Origin of the sequence: Nesterenkonia maliinae, from assembly GCF_051262655.1 — a bacterium.
GTDB lineage: Bacteria > Actinomycetota > Actinomycetes > Actinomycetales > Micrococcaceae > Nesterenkonia.
The window spans coordinates 1-19,346 of record NZ_JBIMEY010000013.1 but is presented as its reverse complement, the minus strand read 5'-3'; the positions used below and the strand labels follow the sequence as shown (position 1 = coordinate 19,346).

18 protein-coding genes and 1 tRNA gene are annotated in these 19,346 nt (G+C 68.4%); 10 read left to right on the top strand and 9 right to left on the bottom strand.

Going from position 1 to position 19,346, the window contains the following annotated elements; all coding sequences use genetic code 11:
* Positions 1-34: 34 nt before the first annotated feature.
* Genes ACHAA4_RS14880 through ACHAA4_RS14865 form a run of 4 tightly spaced genes read right to left on the bottom strand, consistent with a single transcriptional unit; the run spans position 35 to position 4,326 of the window.
* Complete coding sequence (locus ACHAA4_RS14880; RefSeq protein WP_435774961.1) at positions 35-1,168, bottom strand: bifunctional 2-methylcitrate synthase/citrate synthase; 1,134 nt, start codon at positions 1,166-1,168, stop codon at positions 35-37.
* Between the two features lie 30 nt (positions 1,169-1,198).
* The gene (gene prpB, locus ACHAA4_RS14875; protein ID WP_435774960.1) at positions 1,199-2,116 is read right to left on the bottom strand and encodes a methylisocitrate lyase; all 918 of its coding nucleotides are present in this window, start codon (positions 2,114-2,116) and stop codon (positions 1,199-1,201) included.
* A gap of 3 nt (positions 2,117-2,119) precedes the next feature.
* Positions 2,120-3,637: an MmgE/PrpD family protein gene (locus ACHAA4_RS14870; protein ID WP_435774959.1), complete on the bottom strand. Its 1,518-nt coding sequence runs from the start codon at positions 3,635-3,637 to the stop codon at positions 2,120-2,122.
* Entirely contained in the window at positions 3,634-4,326 is a 693-nt protein-coding gene (locus tag ACHAA4_RS14865) for a GntR family transcriptional regulator (RefSeq protein WP_435774958.1), read from the bottom strand. The genes ACHAA4_RS14870 and ACHAA4_RS14865 overlap by 4 nt, the downstream gene beginning before the upstream one ends.
* Before the next feature lie 171 nt (positions 4,327-4,497).
* On the opposite strand from ACHAA4_RS14865, the gene ACHAA4_RS14860 reads away from it, so the two are divergent.
* The 9 genes from ACHAA4_RS14860 (at position 4,498) to der (ending at position 14,184) form a co-directional block, all read left to right on the top strand.
* On the top strand, positions 4,498-6,405 hold the full coding sequence (locus tag ACHAA4_RS14860) for an AMP-binding protein (protein WP_435774957.1): 1,908 nt from the start codon (positions 4,498-4,500) through the stop codon (positions 6,403-6,405).
* Between the two features lie 97 nt (positions 6,406-6,502).
* Positions 6,503-7,132 (top strand): trimeric intracellular cation channel family protein, encoded by a 630-nt coding sequence (locus tag ACHAA4_RS14855; RefSeq protein ID WP_435774956.1) that lies wholly within the window; start codon positions 6,503-6,505, stop codon positions 7,130-7,132.
* A gap of 266 nt (positions 7,133-7,398) precedes the next feature.
* A complete protein-coding gene (locus ACHAA4_RS14850) occupies positions 7,399-8,235 on the top strand; it encodes a ParA family protein (protein ID WP_435774970.1) in 837 nt (278 codons plus the stop codon).
* A complete protein-coding gene (locus ACHAA4_RS14845) occupies positions 8,235-9,176 on the top strand; it encodes a segregation and condensation protein A (RefSeq protein WP_435774955.1) in 942 nt (313 codons plus the stop codon). Before ACHAA4_RS14850 ends, ACHAA4_RS14845 begins: the two co-directional genes overlap by 1 nt.
* The gene (gene scpB / locus ACHAA4_RS14840) at positions 9,169-9,744 is read left to right on the top strand and encodes an SMC-Scp complex subunit ScpB (protein WP_435774954.1); all 576 of its coding nucleotides are present in this window, start codon (positions 9,169-9,171) and stop codon (positions 9,742-9,744) included. The genes ACHAA4_RS14845 and scpB overlap by 8 nt, the downstream gene beginning before the upstream one ends.
* A gap of 40 nt (positions 9,745-9,784) precedes the next feature.
* A complete protein-coding gene (locus ACHAA4_RS14835; protein ID WP_435774953.1) occupies positions 9,785-10,780 on the top strand; it encodes a pseudouridine synthase in 996 nt (331 codons plus the stop codon).
* A complete protein-coding gene (locus ACHAA4_RS14830) occupies positions 10,777-11,943 on the top strand; it encodes a prephenate dehydrogenase (RefSeq protein WP_435774952.1) in 1,167 nt (388 codons plus the stop codon). Before ACHAA4_RS14835 ends, ACHAA4_RS14830 begins: the two co-directional genes overlap by 4 nt.
* Positions 11,922-12,659, top strand: coding sequence for a (d)CMP kinase (cmk, locus tag ACHAA4_RS14825; RefSeq protein WP_435774951.1), 738 nt, complete (start codon positions 11,922-11,924; stop codon positions 12,657-12,659). The genes ACHAA4_RS14830 and cmk overlap by 22 nt, the downstream gene beginning before the upstream one ends.
* 28 nt (positions 12,660-12,687) lie before the next feature.
* Positions 12,688-14,184: a ribosome biogenesis GTPase Der gene (gene der, locus ACHAA4_RS14820; protein WP_435774969.1), complete on the top strand. Its 1,497-nt coding sequence runs from the start codon at positions 12,688-12,690 to the stop codon at positions 14,182-14,184.
* 171 nt (positions 14,185-14,355) lie between these two features.
* Here der and ACHAA4_RS14815 read toward each other — a convergent pair whose 3' ends face one another.
* From ACHAA4_RS14815 to ACHAA4_RS14800, 4 genes are read right to left on the bottom strand one after another with little or no spacing between them, the layout of a single operon-like run.
* Positions 14,356-14,625, bottom strand: coding sequence for a hypothetical protein (locus tag ACHAA4_RS14815; RefSeq protein ID WP_435774950.1), 270 nt, complete (start codon positions 14,623-14,625; stop codon positions 14,356-14,358).
* Between the two features lie 57 nt (positions 14,626-14,682).
* Entirely contained in the window at positions 14,683-15,210 is a 528-nt protein-coding gene (locus tag ACHAA4_RS14810; protein ID WP_435774949.1) for an acyl-CoA thioesterase, read from the bottom strand.
* 47 nt (positions 15,211-15,257) lie between these two features.
* Positions 15,258-16,073, bottom strand: a complete 816-nt coding sequence (locus ACHAA4_RS14805; protein ID WP_435774948.1) for an ABC transporter permease — start codon at positions 16,071-16,073, stop codon at positions 15,258-15,260.
* Positions 16,070-17,119 (bottom strand): ATP-binding cassette domain-containing protein, encoded by a 1,050-nt coding sequence (locus ACHAA4_RS14800; protein ID WP_435774947.1) that lies wholly within the window; start codon positions 17,117-17,119, stop codon positions 16,070-16,072. The genes ACHAA4_RS14805 and ACHAA4_RS14800 overlap by 4 nt, the downstream gene beginning before the upstream one ends.
* 274 nt (positions 17,120-17,393) lie before the next feature.
* On the opposite strand from ACHAA4_RS14800, the gene ACHAA4_RS14795 reads away from it, so the two are divergent.
* Positions 17,394-19,037 carry an ABC transporter substrate-binding protein gene (locus ACHAA4_RS14795; protein WP_435774946.1) on the top strand — a complete coding sequence of 548 codons (1,644 nt, stop codon included), beginning with the start codon at positions 17,394-17,396 and terminating at the stop codon, positions 19,035-19,037.
* Positions 19,038-19,188: 151 nt separating this feature from the next.
* Here the strand turns inward: ACHAA4_RS14795 and ACHAA4_RS14790 are convergent.
* Positions 19,189-19,265, bottom strand: a tRNA-Pro gene (locus ACHAA4_RS14790).
* Positions 19,266-19,346: the final 81 nt, after the last annotated feature.

The window sequence follows — 19,346 nt, the reverse complement described above, 5'->3', positions numbered from 1 at the left end:
AAAGGGTGCGCCCCGGGCCCCGGGCGCCGACGCCTCAGAGGTGGCGCTCGTCCGGGCCGTTGTACGCGCTCAGCGGGCGGATCAGCGCGTTGTCCGCGCGCTGTTCCGCGATATGCGCAGTCCAGCCCGTGATCCGCGCGGCGATGAACAGCGGAGTGAACATCTCGGTGTCGAAGCCCATCAGGTGATAGGTCGGTCCGGCCGGGTAGTCCAGGTTCGGCAGGATGTTCTTGGCCTCACCCATCGCCGCCTCGAGCCCGTCGTAGAGGCCCATCAGCTCGCCGCGGCCGTAGTAATCGACCATCGCGTCCAGCGCCTGCTTCATGGTCGGGACCCGGGAGTCGCCGGACTTGTACACCCGGTGTCCGAAGCCCATCACCTTGCGCTTCTCCGCCAGGGCCTGCTCCATCCACGTCTTGGCGCGGGCGGCGGCGTCCTCGCGGGTCTCGGCCGGGTCGATGCCGATCTCCTCGAAGGTATGCATCACCGCCTCGTTGGCGCCGCCGTGCAGCGGCCCCTTCAGCGCGCCGATCGCGGCGGTGACCGCGGAGTGCAGGTCCGCCAGCGTGGAGGTCACTACCCGGGCGGTGAACGTCGAGGCGTTGAAGGAATGCTCCGCGTAGAGCACCATCGAGACCCGGAAGGCGTCGACGACCTCCGCAGGGGCCTCCTCGCCGAAGGTCATCCAGAGGAAGTTCTGCGAATAGTCCAGATCCTCCCTCGGCTCGACGAGCTCCAGCTCACGACGCCGGCGCTGGTCGTAGGCGACGACGGCCGGGAACGCCGCGAAGAGCTCCTTGGCCTTGGTCAGCTCCGCCTCCGGAGAGGAGTCTTCGGAGAGCGGATGGTTCGCACCCAAGACCGAGACCGCGGTGCGCCCGACGTCCATCGGATGGCAGTCCAGCGGTAGCAGGTCGATCGCCGCCCGGACCCGGGGGTCTAGCGCGCGGTGGGACCGTTCGAAGCCGCGGAACTCCTCCTTCTCCGCCGCGCTTGGCAGCTCCCCGTTCCAGAGCAGCAGCGCCACCTCCTCGAAGGAGAGTGCGGCGGCAAGCTCCTGGACCGGGTACCCCCGGTAGAGCAGCGAGTTGGATTCAGGATTCACCTTCGAGACGGCGGTGTGATCGGCGACCACACCGGCCAGTCCCTTATAGATCTGCTCGGTCATCAGTGACCTCCTCAGGTCATTGCAGGGTCTTTAGGAGTCTTTGCCGTGCACGTCGGGAACATCGAAGTTGAAGATCCCGGTGTCGAACGCGTTGTACGCCTCGTAGTCGACCAGTTCGTAGAGCCGTGCCCGGGTCATCATCTGTTCCACCGCGCCCTGCTGGGAACCCTCGGCGGCCAGCACGTCCAAGGTGCGCTCGATCGCGCCCATGGCGGAGCGCAGCGAGGTCACCGGGTAGATGACCATCGCGACGCCGGTCTGGGCGAGCTCTTCGCGGGTGAACAGCGGGGACTTGCCGAACTCGGTCATGTTTGCGAGCACCGGCACATCCACTGCAGCACAGACTGCGGCGAACTCGCTGAGGTCCTTCATCGCCTCGGGGAAGATCGCGTCGGCCCCGGCGTCGACCAGGGCCTTGGCCCGCTCGATCGCGGCGTCGAGCCCCTCGACGGCGCGCAGATCGGTGCGCGCCATGATCAGGAAGTTCTCGTCCCGCCTGCCGCGAGCGGCCGCAGCGATCCGCTGGGTCGCGGTCTGCAGGTCCACCAGGTTCTTGCCGTCCAGGTGGCCGCAGCGCTTGGGGTTGAACTGGTCCTCGATGTGGCAGCCCGCGAGCCCGGCGTCCTCGAGCTCCTGGACCGAGCGGGCCACGTTCATCGGTTCCCCGAATCCGGTGTCGGCGTCGACCAGGGCCGGGAGATTGGTGGCCCGGGCGATCTGGCCGGCCCGCTGGGCGACCTCGCTGAGCGTGGTCAGCCCGATGTCCGGCAGACCCAGCTCGTTGGCCAGCACCGCGCCGGAGATGTAGATCCCGTCGAAGCCCTTCTGTTCGATCAAGGGTGCCGAGAGCGGGGTGAAGGTGCCCGGGAACTGGCGTGCCGCCCCGGGGGTGAGCATCGCGCGCAGGTCGAGGCGCTTCTGCGCAGGGGTGATGGTGGAGTACAACATGACCTAGAACAGTCCCTTCGGTCCGGCGGAGGGGTGGATGACCCCGGTGGCGGCGAGGATGTTGAGCTGATCGAGCTCTCCCGCGGCAAGGGTCTCGAGGTTCTCGACGGCGCCGAGGAACCGTTCGATCTCCGCCTCGGCGATCACACCATCGGCCAGCGTGCGGAACTTGGCGATGTACTGCTCGCGGGCGAAGGGCTTGGCGCCCAGCGGGTGGGCGTCGGCGACAGCGATCTCATCGGTGATCACCTCGCCGTTGTGCAGCCGGATCTCCACGGATCCGCCGAAGGCCTTCTCTGCGATGTCGGTGGAGTGATACCGGCGGGTCCACTCCGGATCCTCCTCGGTGGTGACCTTGTGCCACAGGGCCACGGTGTCCTCGCGCTGGGCGCGCTCGGGGGTGTAGGAATCGACGTGGTGCCAGGCACCGTCCTGCAGCGCGACGGTGAAGATGTAGGGGATCGAGTGGTCCAGCGTCTCCCGGGAGGCGGTGGGGTCGTACTTCTGCGGGTCGTTCGCCCCGGAGCCGATCACGTAGTGGGTGTGGTGGCTGGTGCGGATCAGCACCGATTCCACCTGCTCGGGATCGGTGACCTGCGGGTGTGCGTTGTGCAGCCGGCGGGCGAGGTCGATCCAGGCCTGCGCCTGGTACTCCGCGGAGTGCTCCTTGGTGTAGGTGTCGAGGATCGCGCGCTTGGGCTCGCCGTCGGCGGGCAGCGGAACCTCGTAGGAGGCGCTGGGTCCGTCGAGCAGCCAGGCGATGACACCGTCCTCACCCTCATAGATCGGCACCGGGGAGGTCTGTCCGCGCATCGCGCGGTCCACGGCTTCGACCGCCATCTTCGCGGCGAAGGCCGGGGCGTGGGCCTTCCAGGTGGAGATCTCGCCCTTCCGCGACTGACGGGTGGCAGTGGTGGTGTGCAGCGCCTGGCCCACGGCCTGGAAGATCGTCTCGGCGTCGAGGTTCAGCAGGGTGCCGATTCCGGCCGCGGCGGAGGGTCCGAGGTGGGCCACATGGTCGATCTTGTGCTTGTGCAGCGAGATGGCCTTCACCAGGTCCACCTGGATCTCGTAACCGGTGGCGATGCCGCGGATCAGCTCGGCACCGGAGGCTCCGGTGTGCTGCGCCGCTGCCAGCACCGCGGGGATGTTGTCCCCGGGGTGGGAGTACTCGGCGGCCAGGAAGGTGTCGTGGTAGTCCAGCTCGCGGACCGCGACGCCGTTGGCCCAGGCCGCCCACTCGGGGCTGGACTTGGTCTCGATGCCGAAGATCGAGGCGCCGGAGCCGTTGGCGGAGACCGCATGATCCAATGCCTGGGCGCGGGCGCTGATGATCGGAGCGCGGTTCAGCGAGGCGACCGCCACGGAGGCGTTGTCGATGATGCGGTTGATCACCATGTCGGTGACCTCCGCGTCGACCTCCACCGGGTCCACGGCGACCTGGGCGATCTTCCAGGCAAGCTGGTCCTGACGGGGGAGGTTCTCGTCGCTGCGGTAGACCCGTACGTTGTGGGTGATCATGCTGGTGATTCCTCTCGATTCGGCGTCAGGCTTCGGTCCTGCTGTGGCAACTCGTGCTGGGCGGTGATGTAGGCGAGGCTGCGGCGCAGGTGGATCAGCATCGCGGCCCCCGCGGTCTCGGGGTCCCCGGAGGCGATGGCGGTGCAGACCTCGCGGTGTTCCCGGGCCGACGACGCGAGCCGTTCAGGCTCGTGCTGGGCGAGCCGGCGGGCGCGCACCAGGTGCGCGCGCATGCTGCGCAGGGAATGGCTCAGGTAGGGGTTGGCCACAGCCTCCGCGACCGCCTCGTCGAGCTCCTCGGTGAGCCGGTAGTAGTGCTCATCCTCCCGGGCGTGACTGCCCGCGTGCAGGGTCTCCTCCGCGGCGGTGAACCGCTGCGCGAGCGCGGTGAACCGGGCCGGGTCTCCGCGCTGGGCGGCGAGCCGCGCCGACTGGACCTCCAGCGGAAGCCGCAGCTCGAAGAGCAGGTCGACGTCGGCGGCGGAGATCGAGCTGACCACCGTGCCGCGTCCCCTGGTCTGATCGGCGAGCCCGTCAGCGATCAGCCGGGACAGCGCTTCGCGCAGCGGTGTGCGGGAGAGGCCGAGCCGTTCCGCCTGCTCGACCTCGCCCAGCAGGGTCCCCGGGGTCAACGCCCCGTCGAGGATCTCCTGCCGCAGGGTGTCGTAGGCACGGTCGCTTGCACGCATGCCTTGAGTGTATACAGACAAGGCGGTTCTGTGGAGCGCTGACGCCAAGGGTTCTTGAATTCGACGACTTCTGTATACATAGGGCTTTACGTGCTGTGAGACAGGTCATACTCTAGGACGTGTCACGCGTCCTTCGATGATGAGTCCACGCCGATGAGCAGGAGCACTCCCATGACCGGTACGTCCTACCGTGAGCTGCACGCACGATCACTGGCCCAGCGTGAGGAGTTCTGGCTCGCCGCCGCCGAGCAGGTCCACTGGGATCGCGCACCGCAGCGCGCCCTGGACGACTCGGCGGCTCCGATCTACCGCTGGTTTCCCGAGGCGGAGCTGAACCTCAGCTACAACTGCCTGGACCGTCACGTCGAGGCTGGACGCGGGGAGAAGACCGCCCTGGTCTACGACTCCGCCGTCACCGGGACCATCCGCAGCTACAGCTACGCCGAGCTGACCCAAGAGGTCACCCAGTGCGCCGGGATGCTGCGCGACCTGGGGGTGGGTGCCGGAGACCGGGTCATCATCTACCTGCCGATGATCCCGCAGGCGCCCATCGCGATGCTCGCCTGCGCCCGGATCGGCGCGGTGCACTCGGTGGTCTTCGGCGGATTCGCCGCGAAGGAGCTGGCCTCACGGATCGACGACGCCTCACCTGACGTCGTGCTCACCGCCACCGGAGGCATCGAGCCCACCCGCACGGTGGAGTACCTGCCCACCGTGGCGGAGGCGCTGCGCCTCGCCACCCACCAGGTCCGCCACGTGGTGGTGCAGGAGCGCGAGGGCTTCGCGCACAGCCTCAAGCAGGTCGCCGCAGACTCGCGCGCCGAATGGCACGACTGGGGCCCGCGCGCGGCCCAGGCGGAGCCCGCCGCGCCGGTCGCGGTGCGCGCCACGGACCCGCTCTACATCCTCTACACCTCCGGGACCACCGGCCGGCCCAAGGGCGTGGTCCGTGATCAGGGAGGCACCGCCGTCGCGCTGACCTGGTCGATGCAGGCCATCTACGACGTCGGCCCGGGAGAGACCATGCTCACCGCCTCCGACGTCGGCTGGGTGGTCGGACATTCCTTCATCGTCTACGGGCCGCTGCTGGTCGGGGCGACCTCGGTGCTCTACGAGGGCAAACCGGTAGGCACCCCCGACGCCGGCGCCTTCTGGCGGATGATCCAGCAACACCGGATCACCGCGCTGTTCACGGCCCCCACCGCGCTGCGCGCGATCCGCAAGACCGACCCCGAGGCGGCGCTCGTCGCCGACTATGACATCTCCTCGCTGCGGCACCTCTACGCCGCGGGGGAGCGGCTCGACCCGGTGACCCAGCGCTGGATCACCGAGGCGCTGCAGGTCCCGGTCATCGACAACTGGTGGCAGACCGAGACCGGGTGGCCGATCGCGGCCAACCCGGTCGGGATCGAGGCCCTCCCGGTCAAGGAGGGCTCCGCGACGCTGCCCATGGCCGGCTACGACGTGGTGATCCTCGACGCCGTCGGTGAGGAGCTTCCCGCGGGGGAGGAGGGAAACATCGCGCTGCGCCTGCCGATGCCGCCCGGGACCCTGCCCACCCTCTGGGGCGATGACCAGCGCTACATCGACTCCTACCTCGCGGCGTTCCCCGGGTTCTACGCCACCGGGGACTCCGGCTACCTCGATGCCGAGGGCTACCTCTTCGTGATGGGCCGCACCGACGACGTGATCAACGTGGCCGGGCACCGACTCTCGGCCGGAGCCATCGAGGCCGTGGTCGCCTCCCACCCCGCAGTCGCCGAATGCGCGGTGATCGGGCTGCAGGACGAGCTGAAGGGCCAGCGCGCCTCGGGATTCGTGGTGCTCAAGGCCGGTCGGGAGGACGACCCGAAGACGCTGCAGGCCGAGCTGACCGAGCTGGTGCGCCGGGACATCGGGCCGGTGGCCGACTTCAAGACCGTGGCGGTGGTCGCGGCGCTGCCGAAGACCAGGTCGGGCAAGATCCTGCGCAAGACGATGCGACAGATCGCCGACGGCGAGCAGGCGCGGGTGCCATCGACCATCGAGGACGCCTCGGTGCTCGATGACCTGATCCCGGTGCTGCGCCCCCAGCGGTAGGCTTGTCGGCGGCGCGTGACCGCGCGCCGCCGACACCCGAACACCCGAACACGTAAACACGTAAACACGTGAACACGTGGCCACCTGGGGGAGACCGATGGACCTCGCGCTGCTGGCCGTGGAGCTGCTGGGCACCTTCGCCTTCGCCGTCTCCGGGGCGCTGCTCGCCGCCCGCAAAGGCTTCGACGTGGTCGGCTCGCTGCTGCTGGCCTCCATGGCCGGACTCGGCGGCGGCGTCACCCGGGACATCATCATCGGCGACGGCCCCCCGGCCGCGTTCCAACAGCCGATCTACCTGGCCCCGGTCCTGGTGGCGGTGGTCCTGGTGCTCACCGGTCTGCTCCACGAGACCCGGCTGCGCCGCACCCTGTTGGTCTTCGACGCCGTGGGACTCTCGCTGTTCTGCCTCACCGGCACCGTCATCGCCTACAACGCCGGGCTCAACGAGATCGCCTGCGTGCTGCTCGGGGTCACCACCGCGGTCGGCGGCGGCGCGATGCGCGACGTGGTCGCCAACGAGACCCCACAGATCTTCAACCCGCGCGGCGTCTACGCGGTGCCGGCGATGTTCGGCGCCGGCCTCATCGTGATCGTGCTGAGCGTCGAGCTGCCGCTGATCTGGGCTGGACTCGTGGTCTCCAGCCTGGTCTTCGCGCTGCGCATGATCTCGCTCAGGCGCGGCTGGCGGGTCCCGCTCGCCGGACGCCGATCCGGCGGTGCCGCCTGAACTGAGGGCGCCCGGCCACGCCGACTGACCTGAGGGCGTCCGGCCACGGCGCCTGGGCGGGGCGAACCTTCGAGTGCCACTTGGCGTGCGCATCTTGCCTCGCCCATGACACGGGGTAACCTGGATAAGTTGTTGTCCGCAGGAGGAAGTTGAGGATTCACGTGAGCGAGCCGGGTGCCCGGATGGGCGAGACGCCTGACCGGGAAGGGAACGCGTCGGAGGCTGCGGCGCCGACGGAACTCTTCACCATCTACGGCGACGCGATCATGGGTCCCACGGGTCGGCCCAAGCACGAGTTCGCCGAGCCCGCCCCGCTGAGCAGCCACGGACCCGCGCGAGTCATCGCCATGGTCAACCAGAAGGGCGGAGTGGGCAAGACCACCTCTGCGATCAACCTGGGCGCCGCGCTCGCCGAATACGGCCGCCGCGTGCTCATGGTGGACTTCGACCCGCAGGGCGCGCTCTCCGCAGGATTCGGGACCAGCCCGCATGAGCTGGAGACCACGGTGTACAACGTGCTCATGGAGCGCGAGGTCAAGACCCGCGACGCGATCGTCTCCACCCACGTGGAGAACATCGACCTGCTTCCAGCGAACATCGACCTCTCCGCCGCCGAGGTCCAGCTGGTCAACGAGGTCGCCCGCGAACAGGTCCTGGACCGCGCGCTGCGCCAGGTCCGCAACGACTACGACGTCATCATCATCGACTGCCAGCCCTCGCTGGGACTGCTCACCGTCAACGCACTGACCGCCGCCCACGGCGTCGTCATCCCGCTGGAGGCCGAGTACTTCGCGCTGCGCGCCGTCGCGCTGCTGGTGGACACCATCGAGAAGGTCCAGGACCGGCTGAACCCGGATCTGGAGATCGACGGTGTGGTGGTCACCATGGTGGACCTGCGCACCCTCCATGCCCGAGAGGTCATCGCCCGGATCGTCGAGGCCTTCGGTGACAAGGTCTTCGAGACCGTGATCAAGCGCTCGGTGAAGTTCCCCGACGCCACCGTCGCGGCGGAGCCGATCACCGCCTACGCACATAAGCACGAGGGTGCCAAGGCCTACCGGCAGCTGGCCCGCGAACTGATCCTCCGAGGTGGTTCGCCCTAGTGGCGCACCCGGCAGTCGGCGCCGCGGCGCTGACCGGTGCCGAAGAAGCCGGAAGCCTTGGGGGCCTCGCGGCAGAGGCGGGGCCGGATGCTCCCGCGGCGACCGGATTCACCGTGTCGCTGGCGAACTTCGATGGACCCTTCGACCTGCTACTGGGCCTGATCGCCAAGCGGGAGATGGACGTCACGGCCGTGGCGATCTCCGCGGTCACCGATGAGTTCATCAGCTATGTCCGGGGACTCTCGCACCACCAGGCGCTGGATGAGTCCTCCAACTTCATCCTGATCGCCGCCACCCTGCTCGATCTGAAGGCTGCGCAGCTGCTGCCCGGCGGGGAGGTCGAGTCCGAGGAGGACATCGCCGCCCTGGAGGCCCGCGACCTGCTCTTCGCCCGGCTGCTGCAGTACCGGGCGTTCAAGCACATCGCCGGGCACATCGCCGAGCAGATCCAGGCGCACTCGGACCGCTTCCCGCGCCAGCCCGGCACCCACCCCGAGCTCGCCCAGCTGCTCCCGGAGCTGGTCTTCAAGACCACCCCGGAGGACCTCAAGACGATCGCCGAGCGCGCTTTCGCTCGCCCGGCCATGGAGCCGGATCACATCAAATTCGAACACCTGCACTCCCACGCGGTGGACATCCGAGCGGAGATGGCGGTGATGACCGCTGCGCTGCGGGAGGCCGGCGCGGCCAGCTTCAGCGACCTCATCCGCGAGGCCGAGAGCCGGCTCGTCGTCGTCGTACGGTTCCTGGGTCTGTTGGAGCTCTACCGCGACCGCGACGTGGCGTTCGAACAGGACGCCCCGCTGGGGGAGCTGCGGGTGATCTGGTCCGGACCCGCCAGCGGCGAGGTCGCGGCGCTGGACCGGGCCGCCGCCGAATGGGCCGAGCTCCCGGACGCCCAGGCCGCAGCGGACCCGAAGGAGAACCCCGATCATGGCTGAGCCGATCAGCGAGGACACCCTCGCCGCCGCCGAGGCGGTGTTGATGATCACCGAGGAGCCGGTCTCCGCAGCGGAGCTCGCCCAGGTGCTCGAGATCCCTGAACACCAGGTCATCGCGGTGCTCGACGCGCTGCGCCTGGACCTCGACGGGATCACCGAGGGGTCCCGGCGGCGCGGCTACGAACTGCGCGAGATCGCCGGGGGATACCGCTACTACTCCCGCGCCGACTACGCCGAGCAGGTCTCCGCCTTCGTCCTGGGCGGCGCCACAACCCGGCTCTCCCAGGCCGCCCTGGAGACCCTGGCCGTGATCGCCTACCGGCAGCCGGTGGCCCGCTCCCAGGTCGCCGCCATCCGCGGGGTCAACGTCGACGGCGTGGTGCGCACCCTGGTCACCCGCGGCCTGGTGGACACCGCCGGCACCGATCCGCTCACCGGAGCCACCCTGTATGTGACCACCGCAGACCTGCTGGAACGGCTCGGGATCAACTCCGTGCAGGAGCTTCCACAGCTCTCCCCGCACCTGCCCGGCATCGAAGCAGCAGGAGAGCTCGGCCCCGAGAGCTGAGTGGCGAAGCGGATTGGACACTCCCCATAGAATGGAGACCATGAATTCTTCGGGCCCAGACCGCCGCGCGCGCGAGGCGCAGCGGCGAGAGCCGCGCGCCGCCACGGCAGCCCGCACCCCGAAGGCCGGTCAGTCCGGGGGCCCCTTCTCCTCCGAGGACCCCCAGCGGATGATCTCCACCGGTCCGAGCCGGGCCAAGCCCCGCCGCGACGAGGCCGAGGAGAACTTCGCCGCCGTCCACGACGCCGAAGGCGTGCGGCTGCAGAAGGTCCTCGCCCAGGCCGGCGTCGCCTCCCGTCGGGTCTGCGAGGCGCTGATCTCCGAGGGCCGCGTGTCGGTCAACGGCAAGGTCATCATCGAACCCGGCATCCGGGTCCAGCCCGAGGACGTCACCATCCACGTCGACGGCGTGCGCATCCAGCTCAACGTCGAGCACCAGTACGTGATGTTCAACAAACCCACCGGCGTGGTCACCACCATGTCGGATCCGCACGGCCGGCCCTGCATCAACGACTACCTCACCGAGGAGATGAAGGCCGCCCGGCTCTTCCACGTCGGTCGGCTCGACGCCGAGACCGAGGGTCTGCTGCTGCTCACCAACGACGGCGAGCTGGCCAACAAGCTCACCCACCCCTCCTACGAGGTGCCCAAGACCTACGTGGTCGAGGTCGCCGGACCGGTCTACAAAGAGGTCGGCAAGAAGCTGCGCGCCGGCATCGAGCTCGAAGACGGGCCCATCGCCGTGGACGACTACCGGCAGCTGGGCAGCGACGGCCGCCGCACCATGATCCAGGTGACCCTGCACTCGGGACGCAACCGGATCGTGCGCCGGATCTTCGACCACGTCGGTCACCCGGTGCTGCGCCTGGTGCGCACCGCCCTGGGCGAGATCACCATCGGCGACCAGCAGCAGGGGACCGTGCGCCCGCTCGGCCGGCTCGAGCTGGGCCACCTGCTCGATCTGACCAGCAGCGACGACGCCGCGAGTCCCGACGCGCCCAGCTCCGCCGGCAGCAGCGAGGCCGGCGCGCGATGAACCTGCTCACCGCCACGCCCGCCAGCGTGCGTCAGACCCCTGCCGTGCTGATCCGCGGCACCGGACTGCTCGGCACCAGCATCGGGCTCGGTCTGCGCGCCGACGGCCACCGGGTGCTGCTCTCGGACCCCTCCGCCACCGCCCAGGCGATCGCCGCCGACATCGGCGCGGGCACCATCCTCGAACAGGCCCCCGCCGAGACCACCCCGGAGATCGTCGTCGTCGCCGCACCCCCGGAGGCGACCGCCGCCGAGGTCGCCGCCGCCTTGGTGCGGTTCCCCGACGCCGTCGTCCTGGACATCGCCTCCACCAAGGCCGAGATCCTCGCAACTTTGCTGCGCCTCACCGACGACGAGGACGCCGCACTCACCCGGGTCGATCTGAGCCGCTACGTGGGCACCCACCCGATGGCCGGACGGGAGAAGTCTGGCCCCGTGGCCGCCCGCGGCGAACTCTTCACCTCCATGCCCTGGGTCATCTGCCCGGCCGTGGACCCCGCCACCGGAGAGCAGCTCTCGGCACCGCAGGCCGTGGAATGGGCCGAGGAGCTCGGACGCCGACTCGGGGCCACCGTGCACCAGATGGACCCGGTGCGGCACGATGAATCCGTGGCGCTGATCTCACACCTGCCGCAGATCGCCGCCTCACTCGTGGCGTCCCGGCTGCAGGACGCTCCCGTCTCGGCGCTGGCACTGGCCGGCAACGGACTCCGCGACGTCACCCGGATCGCCGCCTCCGACCCTGGGCTCTGGGTACAGATCCTGTCCTCCAACGCGCGCCCCGTGGTGGAGATCCTCTACGGACTGCGCGAGGACATGGAACGGCTGATCAGCACGCTGGAGGCCCCGCGGGCCCCGGGCGGGCAGGCCGACATCGCCCAGCTGATCGCCGAAGGCAACTCCGGGGTCACCCGGGTGCCCGGCAAGCACGGCGCGCCCCCGCAGTCCTTCGCGGTGCTCACCGTGATCGTCGACGACAAGCCGGGCCAGATCGCCGCAGTGCTCAACGACGTGGCCACTATCGGGGTCAACGTCGAAGACCTCCGCATGGAGCACTCCGCCGGCCACCAGGTCGGCATGGTCGAGCTCTCCGTGCTGCCCGGACGGCGAGACGAGCTCGCCGACGCCATGACTGAACTTGGATGGAAGGTTGTGCTCTCGTGAGTCAAGGACAGCGTCTGATCATCGCGGTGGACGGCCCCTCGGGGTCTGGGAAGTCCAGCGTCTGCCGAGCCGTGGCCAGCCAGCTCGGCGCCGCCTACCTGGACACCGGGGCGATGTACCGCGCCGCCACCTGGTACTGCCTCGCCCAGGGGGTGGACCTCGACGACGAGCAGGCCGTCGCCGTCGCCGTGGAAGAGATTCCGCTGACGATCTCCACCGACCCCGAGCACCAGATCATCACCGTGGGACAGAGCGACGTCACTGCCGCCATCCGCGAGCCCCGGATCTCCGAGCGGGTCTCTGAGATCGCGACCAACCGTCCCGCCCGGGCGCTGCTGATCGCCGCGCAGCGCCGGATCATCGACGATTCCGGCTTCATCGTGGCCGAGGGCCGTGACATCACCACCGTGGTGGCCCCCGACGCGCAGGTGCGCGTGCTGCTCACCGCCTCCGCGGAGGCCCGGCTTCGACGCCGGGGCCTGCAGCTCGGCGGCACCGAGACCGCCGAGGCGCTGCGCCGCCAGGTCATCGACCGCGACACCCGCGACTCCACCGCATCGAACTTCACCGAGGCAGCCGACGGCGTCGCCGTCCTGGACTCCTCGGACCTGACCTTTCAGGAGACCATCGACGCGCTGATCCAGCGCGTTGAACAGGCCTCCGCCGAACCACTCTCGATCCCATCTGCAGGAGCATCCCGTGGCGAACAACGCTGAGAACAATTCCTCCGACTCCCCGGAATACATTCCGGCCGTGGAGGACGACCGGCTGGCCGAACGGCTGGCGTCGATCACCGAGGAGGAGGCCGAGGCCCGCGCCGCCGCGCTGCGCGCCGGACTCTCCGACTATGAGCTGGCCGAAGAAGACGCCGCGGTCCTGGAGTTCGACGAGGACGACGAGGACTACGAGCCCTACGTCGCCGCGCCGCCGGCGCTGGCCGTGATCGGACGCCCCAACGTCGGCAAGTCCACGCTGGTCAACCGCATCACCCGCTCCAAGGAAGCCGTGGTCGAAGACGTGCCCGGCGTGACCCGCGACCGCGTCTCCTACGACGCGGAGTGGAACGGCAAGGACTTCACCCTGGTCGACACCGGCGGCTGGGAGCAGGACGCCCGTGGCATGCACAAGCGCGTGGCCGAACAGGCCGAGATGGCTGTGGACGAGGCCGACGCCGTGATCTTCGTCGTCGACGGACTCGTCGGCGCCACCGCCGTGGACGAGGCCGTGGTGCGGATGCTGCGCCGCAAGAAGAAGCCGGTGCTGCTGGTGGCCAACAAGGTCGACGCCCCCTCACACATGAGCGAGGTCTACGGCCTCTGGAACCTCGGACTCGGCGAGCCCTACCCGGTCTCGGCGCTGCACGGCACCGGCACCGGTGACCTGCTCGACGCCGCCGTGAAGGCGCTGCCCGAGTTCGCCGAGCACGGCGGCATGATCCCCACCGGCGGTCCGCGCCGCGTGGCCCTGGTCGGACGGCCCAACGTGGGCAAGTCCTCGCTGCTGAACAAGCTCGCAGGCTCCGATCGCGTGGTCGTGGACTCCGTGGCCGGCACCACCATGGACCCCGTGGATGAGTTCATCGAACTCGGCGGTGAGACCTGGCGCTTCGTGGACACCGCCGGCATCCGGCGTCGTCAGCACATGGCCTCAGGCTCCGAGTACTACGCGATGCTGCGCACCCAGCGCGCCCTGGACAAGGCCGAGGTCGCCGTCGTGCTGCTTTCGGTGGAGGAGCCCGTCTCCGAGCAGGACGTGCGGATCATCCAGATGGCGGTGGACTCCGGCCGCGCCCTGGTGGTCGCCTACAACAAATGGGACCTGATGGATGAGGAGCGCCGCTACTACCTCGAGCGCGAGGTCACCCGCGACCTGGCGCACATCGCCTGGGCCCCGCGGGTCAACGTCTCCGCGCTGACCGGCTGGCACAAGGACAAGCTCGCCCCCGCCCTGGACACCGCACTGACCAGCTGGGGACGACGCATCTCCACGGGTCGGCTCAACGCCTTCCTCGGAGAACTGGTCGCAGCACACCCGCACCCGGTCCGCGGCGGCAAGCAGCCCAGGATCCTCTTCGCCACCCAGCCCTCCACGAAGCCTCCGCGCTTCGTGCTCTTCACCACCGGGTTCCTGGATCCGGGCTACCGGCGCTACATCACCCGCCGGCTGCGCGAGACCTTCGACTTCACCGGGTCACCGATCGAGGTCTCGATGCGCGTACGCGAGAAGCGCAAGCGCAAGTAGGTCGCGGGGAGGGGGCGCCGCCGATCAGTACAGGGCGGCCTCTGGATGAAGCGGACTCTGTTCACCACCGTTCCGTCGCTTCAGGCAGGAATCCCGTCGGGAAAGATGTTGCCCTGCAGTGCGCCGAGCAGGCGTGAGCGGCTCTTCTGGCTCAGCCCCAGTGCGCCGGACTCAGACCGAGACATGAACGCGGTGATCATTCGTCCAGGTGCGCGTGAAGGCAGGGATGAAGTCCGTGGTGGGTCCGCCGGTCTCGGCGGCGATGTCGCGAAGGCCGCGCCAGTCGATCTCCTCGCGGAGGACGGCGGCGCAGGACTTGTCGCTGATCGAGATCACCTCGTCGACGCAGGTGGTTCCGGCCGGTGATCCGGGATTTACATGGTAAACGCATGGTTCGCCGGTGGCACCCACGAAGCCCATCTCGTGCGCTGAGACCGCCACGACGACGGCCTGGTGACCTACCCGCTGACCGCTGCGGGCACCATCTCCGTCACTGTTTCAGCGGACGCCGAAGGGCGAGTCCGCCCGGTGCGCCGCGGCCTGTTCACGCTGGTGCTGCGTGAGGCGCAGCAGCCGATTCGACGCGGTGTCGAAGAAGGCCAGCTGCGTCTCGGCGATCACGCAACGGGTGCCGTCCACGCCGTCGCGGAGCTCATAGGCCAGAGTCAGACCTGCACCTTTGAGCTGGGTCACCCACACATCGATCTGTGCCGGCACGTCCCGGTACTCCAGGCTCGCCAGGTAGCGCACCCGATGTTCGACGACGAGCGCCTGCGCGTCGCGGGGGAGCTCGTTGAACAGCGGAGCGAGCGGTTCTCCGACAGGGCTGCCCGTATGCGCCGGCGATCCGAAGGCGCGGATGCGGGCCTCCTCAAGCAGGCGCAGCACCTCGACGTTGTTGATGTGCCCGTAGGCGTCCATGTCCCCCCAGCGCAGCGGCACCTGGGTGCTCAGCCGAGGGCTGCGCGGTGCACCAGCATCGCTGCTGTCGCTGCTGTCGGTGGTCCTGAGAAGGTGCTCGGTCATGCAGGCCAGCCTAACGCGAGCATTTCAGGGGCTGCGGGAGGTGTGGGTCATCCGCGCGAGACGCGGCCGCCCAGCGCCCCGAAGGCCAGCGTGAAGCTCACCGCACCCACGATGGCGATCGCGAGCAGCCCCGGCCACAGGTCAGCCCAGACCCAGCCTTCGGAGAGCAGCGAACGCAGCGCGGCCAGCAGATACGTGATCGGGTTGTAGTCCGCGATCGCCGCAAGCCACCCGGTCAGCGCCTCCTGCGGAAGGAACGAGGTGGTCAGGAAGGCGAACGGGAAGAACAGCAGGAACGAGGCGTTCACCGCCGCCGGGCTTCCGGTGCGCAGCGCGATGGCATACGGGAACCCCGTGAACGCGAGGCCCCAGAGCCCTCCGATGAGCAGGAAGGCGATGACGCCCGGGAGGCCGGTGGCGAACTCGACCCCGACGAAGAAGCCCAGGATGAGCACCGGCACGCACAGGGCTATGACGAGCACGAGGTCGGCGACCATCAGTCCGAGCAGCAGTGCAGAGCGGCGCATCGGGGTGAGCAGCAGCCGATCGAAGTAGCCGCTGCTGATGTCGGTCACCAGGTCGCTTGCCCGGGAGACTCCGGTGACGGCGAAGACGATGGCCACGGGCAGCTGGAACGCCCGGAAGTCGGCGACTCCGATCCCTTCTGCCACCGATTCCAGGGCGCCGATGTTCACCACGAAGAAGAAGAGCGGGACGATCAGGGCTGGGATCACGGCAGCGGGGTCCCGGGGGATCGCGCGCAGCGCGCGGGTGGCTACTGAGCTGAGGTCGCGGAAGAATCCTGCGCTCTTGGGCTCGATCCTGGTGGTCGGGGGAGCGGTGGTCGTGGCGGAGGAGTTCACGGGGTCTCCTGGTGACTCTGGGTTTCCTGGTGACTCTGGGTTTCCTGGCGACTCTGGGGGTCCTGCAGGCCGGAGGCGCCGGCCATGAATGGATCGGAGTCGGTGATGTGTTCACCGGTCACGGAGAGGAAGACATCATCGAGGGATGGCCGACGCAGGGACAGCTCGACGACCTGGGTCTCGGGCACCTGGGCCAGCGCGACGGCGATGGGGCTGATTGCGGACGGCCCGTCGGAGACGCTCAGGGTCACAGTGGGTCCGTTGATCTCCACGCGTTCCACCAGCTCCAGGGATTCCAGGGCTCGGCCGGCGCTGCCGATGTCCCCGGTGAGCGTGACGATCACGACGTCGGTGCCGATCGTGCGTTTGAGCTGCGCCGGTGTTCCCTCGGCGACCAGGCGGCCCTTGTTGATGATGCCCACCCGGTCGGCCAGCTCGTCGGCCTCCTCGAGGTACTGGGTGGTGAGGAAGACCGTCATCCCGAGCTCCTGGTTCAATCGCCGAACCTCCTGCCAGACCTTCGCGCGGCTGACGGGATCCAGCCCGGTGGTGGGCTCATCGAGGAAGAGGACCTCGGGATCGTGGACCAGGGCCAGCGCGAGATCCAGGCGACGCTTCATGCCGCCGGAGTACGTGCCGATGCGGCGGTCCAGTGCTGAGCCGATGTCCACGAGACTGGTCAGCTGATCCACGCGGGCCTTGGTGGCCTTGGCAGAGAGCCCGTAGAACCGGCCCTGCAGCGTGAGCATCTCGGAACCGGTCTGCTTATCGTCGAGCGCCGCCTCCTGCAGGGCGACTCCGGCGCGGAGCCGCACCTCCCCGGGCTGGGTGGCGACGTCGTACCCTGCTACGGTCGCGCGACCGGCGGTGGGGGTGAGCAGGGTGCACAGGATTCGGGTGAGCGTTGACTTCCCGGCACCGTTGGGACCGAGGAACCCATAGATCTCGCCCGCCTGGACCTCGAGGCTGACGCCGTCGACGGCGCGCAGGTCGCCGAACCGACGCTCCACGCCCTCGGCTCTGATCGCGGTCTGGCTCGACGACATGCCTGCTCCCTGGGGGTGTGAAGGGGAAGGGGCGGGCTGTCGAACGGCTGTGCCCGGCGCCTGCACTCTGAGTGGACTCAGAATAGAAGTGTCGGGGAAAGCAGGGCAAGAGTCGCCACGCTTGCGGCTTACAGGCTGGTCAGGGAGCGGGCCTGGTCAACTCGTTCGAAGTTTTCCTTGAAATTGTTGCATGGTGTGACCCTATACTGAGTGTGATCTGTATCACCAAGATACAAAATCGCATCAGCTGTATGAAGGAAAAGGCGTGCAGACTATGACTGGAAAGAATCGAAACCCGCGGTCCCGCTCCGGCGTGGTGGGGCTGATCGCAGCAGGGTCGCTGCTGATCACCAGCTGCGGCGGGGGTGACGCTGAAGCCGACGAGGGCGGTGATGCCGCTGAGCGTGACTTGGCGGCCATGGCCGACTTCGGGGTCGGAGACAGCTTCGTGGCGACCGAGCCGCTGGAGCTCTCGGTGCTCTACCGCAACAACCCGGACCATGGGTTGGATGAAGACTGGATGTTCTTCGATCACCTTGAGGAGAACCACAATGTGTCACTGGCCATCGTGGATGCTCCGCTGAGTGATTTTGAACAGCGCAGATCCCTGGTCATCGGCGCCGGGGACATGCCGGACATTGTTCCGGTGACCTATCCCGGTCAGGACGTTCCCTATATCTCCGGCGGTGCGCTGCTCCCGGTGAGCGACTATCTGGACCAAATGCCGAACTTCTCTGAGAAGCTCGACGCCTGGGATCTGCGCGAGGACTACGAGGCTCTCTACCAGGAGGACGGCAAGGCATACATCCTGCCGGGCCTGCTGGAGGATCCCTTCCAGCACTTCTCCCTGGTGGTCCGCGGCGACATCTGGGACGAGATGGGCTTCGAGGACCCTGAGACCTGGGAGGAGTTCGCCGACCAGCTGCGCGAGGTCAAGGACGAGTACCCGGATTCGGTCCCGTACTCGGACCGCTGGGAGCTGCAGAGCACCCTGAACTTCGCCTCGGCGAACTTCGACACGGTGGCCGGATGGGGCTACGGAGACGGCATCTACTTCGACCACGACGCCGGGGAGTTCATCTACGCAGGAGCCTCGGATGAATACCGCGAGCTCCTGGAGTTCTTCGCCGGCCTCCTCGAGGAGGGGCTGATGGACTCCGAGACGCTGACCCAGGACGATCGCACCGCGGAGCAGAAGTTCTCCTCGGGCAGCTCGCTGGCCATCGCGGGCAATGATGAGTCCACTCAGATCTACACCCGGGGCTTCGAGGAGCTGGGCACCGAAGGTGCCGAGGCGCGGCTCATCCCGATCCCTGGCGGTGAGGACGGCGACTTCGTGCACAGCGGGGCACGCTTCGACAGCGGGCTGGCGATCTCTTCTTCCATCGCCGAGGACGACGACTTCCTGGCCAAGCTGCAGTTCATCGACTGGCTGTACTACTCCGACGAGGGCCTGGAGTACGCCACCTGGGGTGTGGAGGGAGAGACCTACACCGTCGGCGAGGACGGCACCCGTGAGCTGGATCCGAACATCGACCTCAACAGCCTGAACCCAGAGGCCGAGGAGCACCTGGTGCGCGACTACGGCTTCTCCAACCAGCCCTTCCTTCACGCCGTGGGCTCCACCACGGACCTGGTGCATTCGACCTTCCGCCCGCACGTGGTCGAGTGGCAGGAGAAGATGCACGACAAGGAAGAGCTCCCGGTGACGCCGCCGTATCCGTTCACCGATCTCGAACTGGAGCAGGCAGGTCTGCTGCAGACCACACTCACCGACCATGTGCAGACGGCGTCGGCGCAGTTCATCCTGGGCCAGCGGTCCTTCGACGACTGGGACGCCTACGTCTCCGAGCTGGAGAACCTGAACATGCAGCAGCTCGTGGACCTCGCGAACGAGGCCCATGAGCGGGCGCAGTGACGCCGTGACTGCGCGGGGTGAGCGTGCGCTTTACCGGCCTTTGCGCACTCCACCAGGGGTACGGTCCGGACGGTAGCCCACGGAAGCCCCCGTAAAACAACAAAGGGAAAGCCTCAAACCACTAGTTGGTTTGAGGCTTTCCCATTGTCTTTGGTCGGGCTAGCGGGATTTGAACCCACGACCTTCCGTCCCCCAGACGGACGCGCTACCAAGCTGCGCTATAGCCCGAGATCATTCCGGCAAACTCGCCGGAAGCACCAGGAAAGTCTACCGCATGATCTGGCTCAAGCGCGCATCGAGTGCAGGCGC

Bases quoted from the DNA above. Each gene is read 5' to 3' on its own strand.
- ACHAA4_RS14865 (WP_435774958.1), bottom strand. From the start codon at position 4,326: ATGCGTGCAAGCGACCGTGCCTACGACACCCTGCGGCAGGAGATCCTC.
- ACHAA4_RS14795 (WP_435774946.1), top strand. From the start codon at position 17,394: ATGACTGGAAAGAATCGAAACCCGCGGTCCCGCTCCGGCGTGGTGGGG.
- ACHAA4_RS14835 (WP_435774953.1), top strand. From the start codon at position 9,785: ATGAATTCTTCGGGCCCAGACCGCCGCGCGCGCGAGGCGCAGCGGCGA.
- ACHAA4_RS14810 (WP_435774949.1), bottom strand. From the start codon at position 15,210: ATGACCGAGCACCTTCTCAGGACCACCGACAGCAGCGACAGCAGCGAT.
- ACHAA4_RS14830 (WP_435774952.1), top strand. From the start codon at position 10,777: ATGAACCTGCTCACCGCCACGCCCGCCAGCGTGCGTCAGACCCCTGCC.
- cmk (WP_435774951.1), top strand. From the start codon at position 11,922: ATGGAAGGTTGTGCTCTCGTGAGTCAAGGACAGCGTCTGATCATCGCG.
- ACHAA4_RS14850 (WP_435774970.1), top strand. From the start codon at position 7,399: ATGGGTCCCACGGGTCGGCCCAAGCACGAGTTCGCCGAGCCCGCCCCG.
- ACHAA4_RS14870 (WP_435774959.1), bottom strand. From the start codon at position 3,637: ATGATCACCCACAACGTACGGGTCTACCGCAGCGACGAGAACCTCCCC.
- ACHAA4_RS14880 (WP_435774961.1), bottom strand. From the start codon at position 1,168: ATGACCGAGCAGATCTATAAGGGACTGGCCGGTGTGGTCGCCGATCAC.
- prpB (WP_435774960.1), bottom strand. From the start codon at position 2,116: ATGTTGTACTCCACCATCACCCCTGCGCAGAAGCGCCTCGACCTGCGC.
- scpB (WP_435774954.1), top strand. From the start codon at position 9,169: ATGGCTGAGCCGATCAGCGAGGACACCCTCGCCGCCGCCGAGGCGGTG.
- ACHAA4_RS14800 (WP_435774947.1), bottom strand. From the start codon at position 17,119: ATGTCGTCGAGCCAGACCGCGATCAGAGCCGAGGGCGTGGAGCGTCGG.
- ACHAA4_RS14860 (WP_435774957.1), top strand. From the start codon at position 4,498: ATGACCGGTACGTCCTACCGTGAGCTGCACGCACGATCACTGGCCCAG.
- ACHAA4_RS14855 (WP_435774956.1), top strand. From the start codon at position 6,503: ATGGACCTCGCGCTGCTGGCCGTGGAGCTGCTGGGCACCTTCGCCTTC.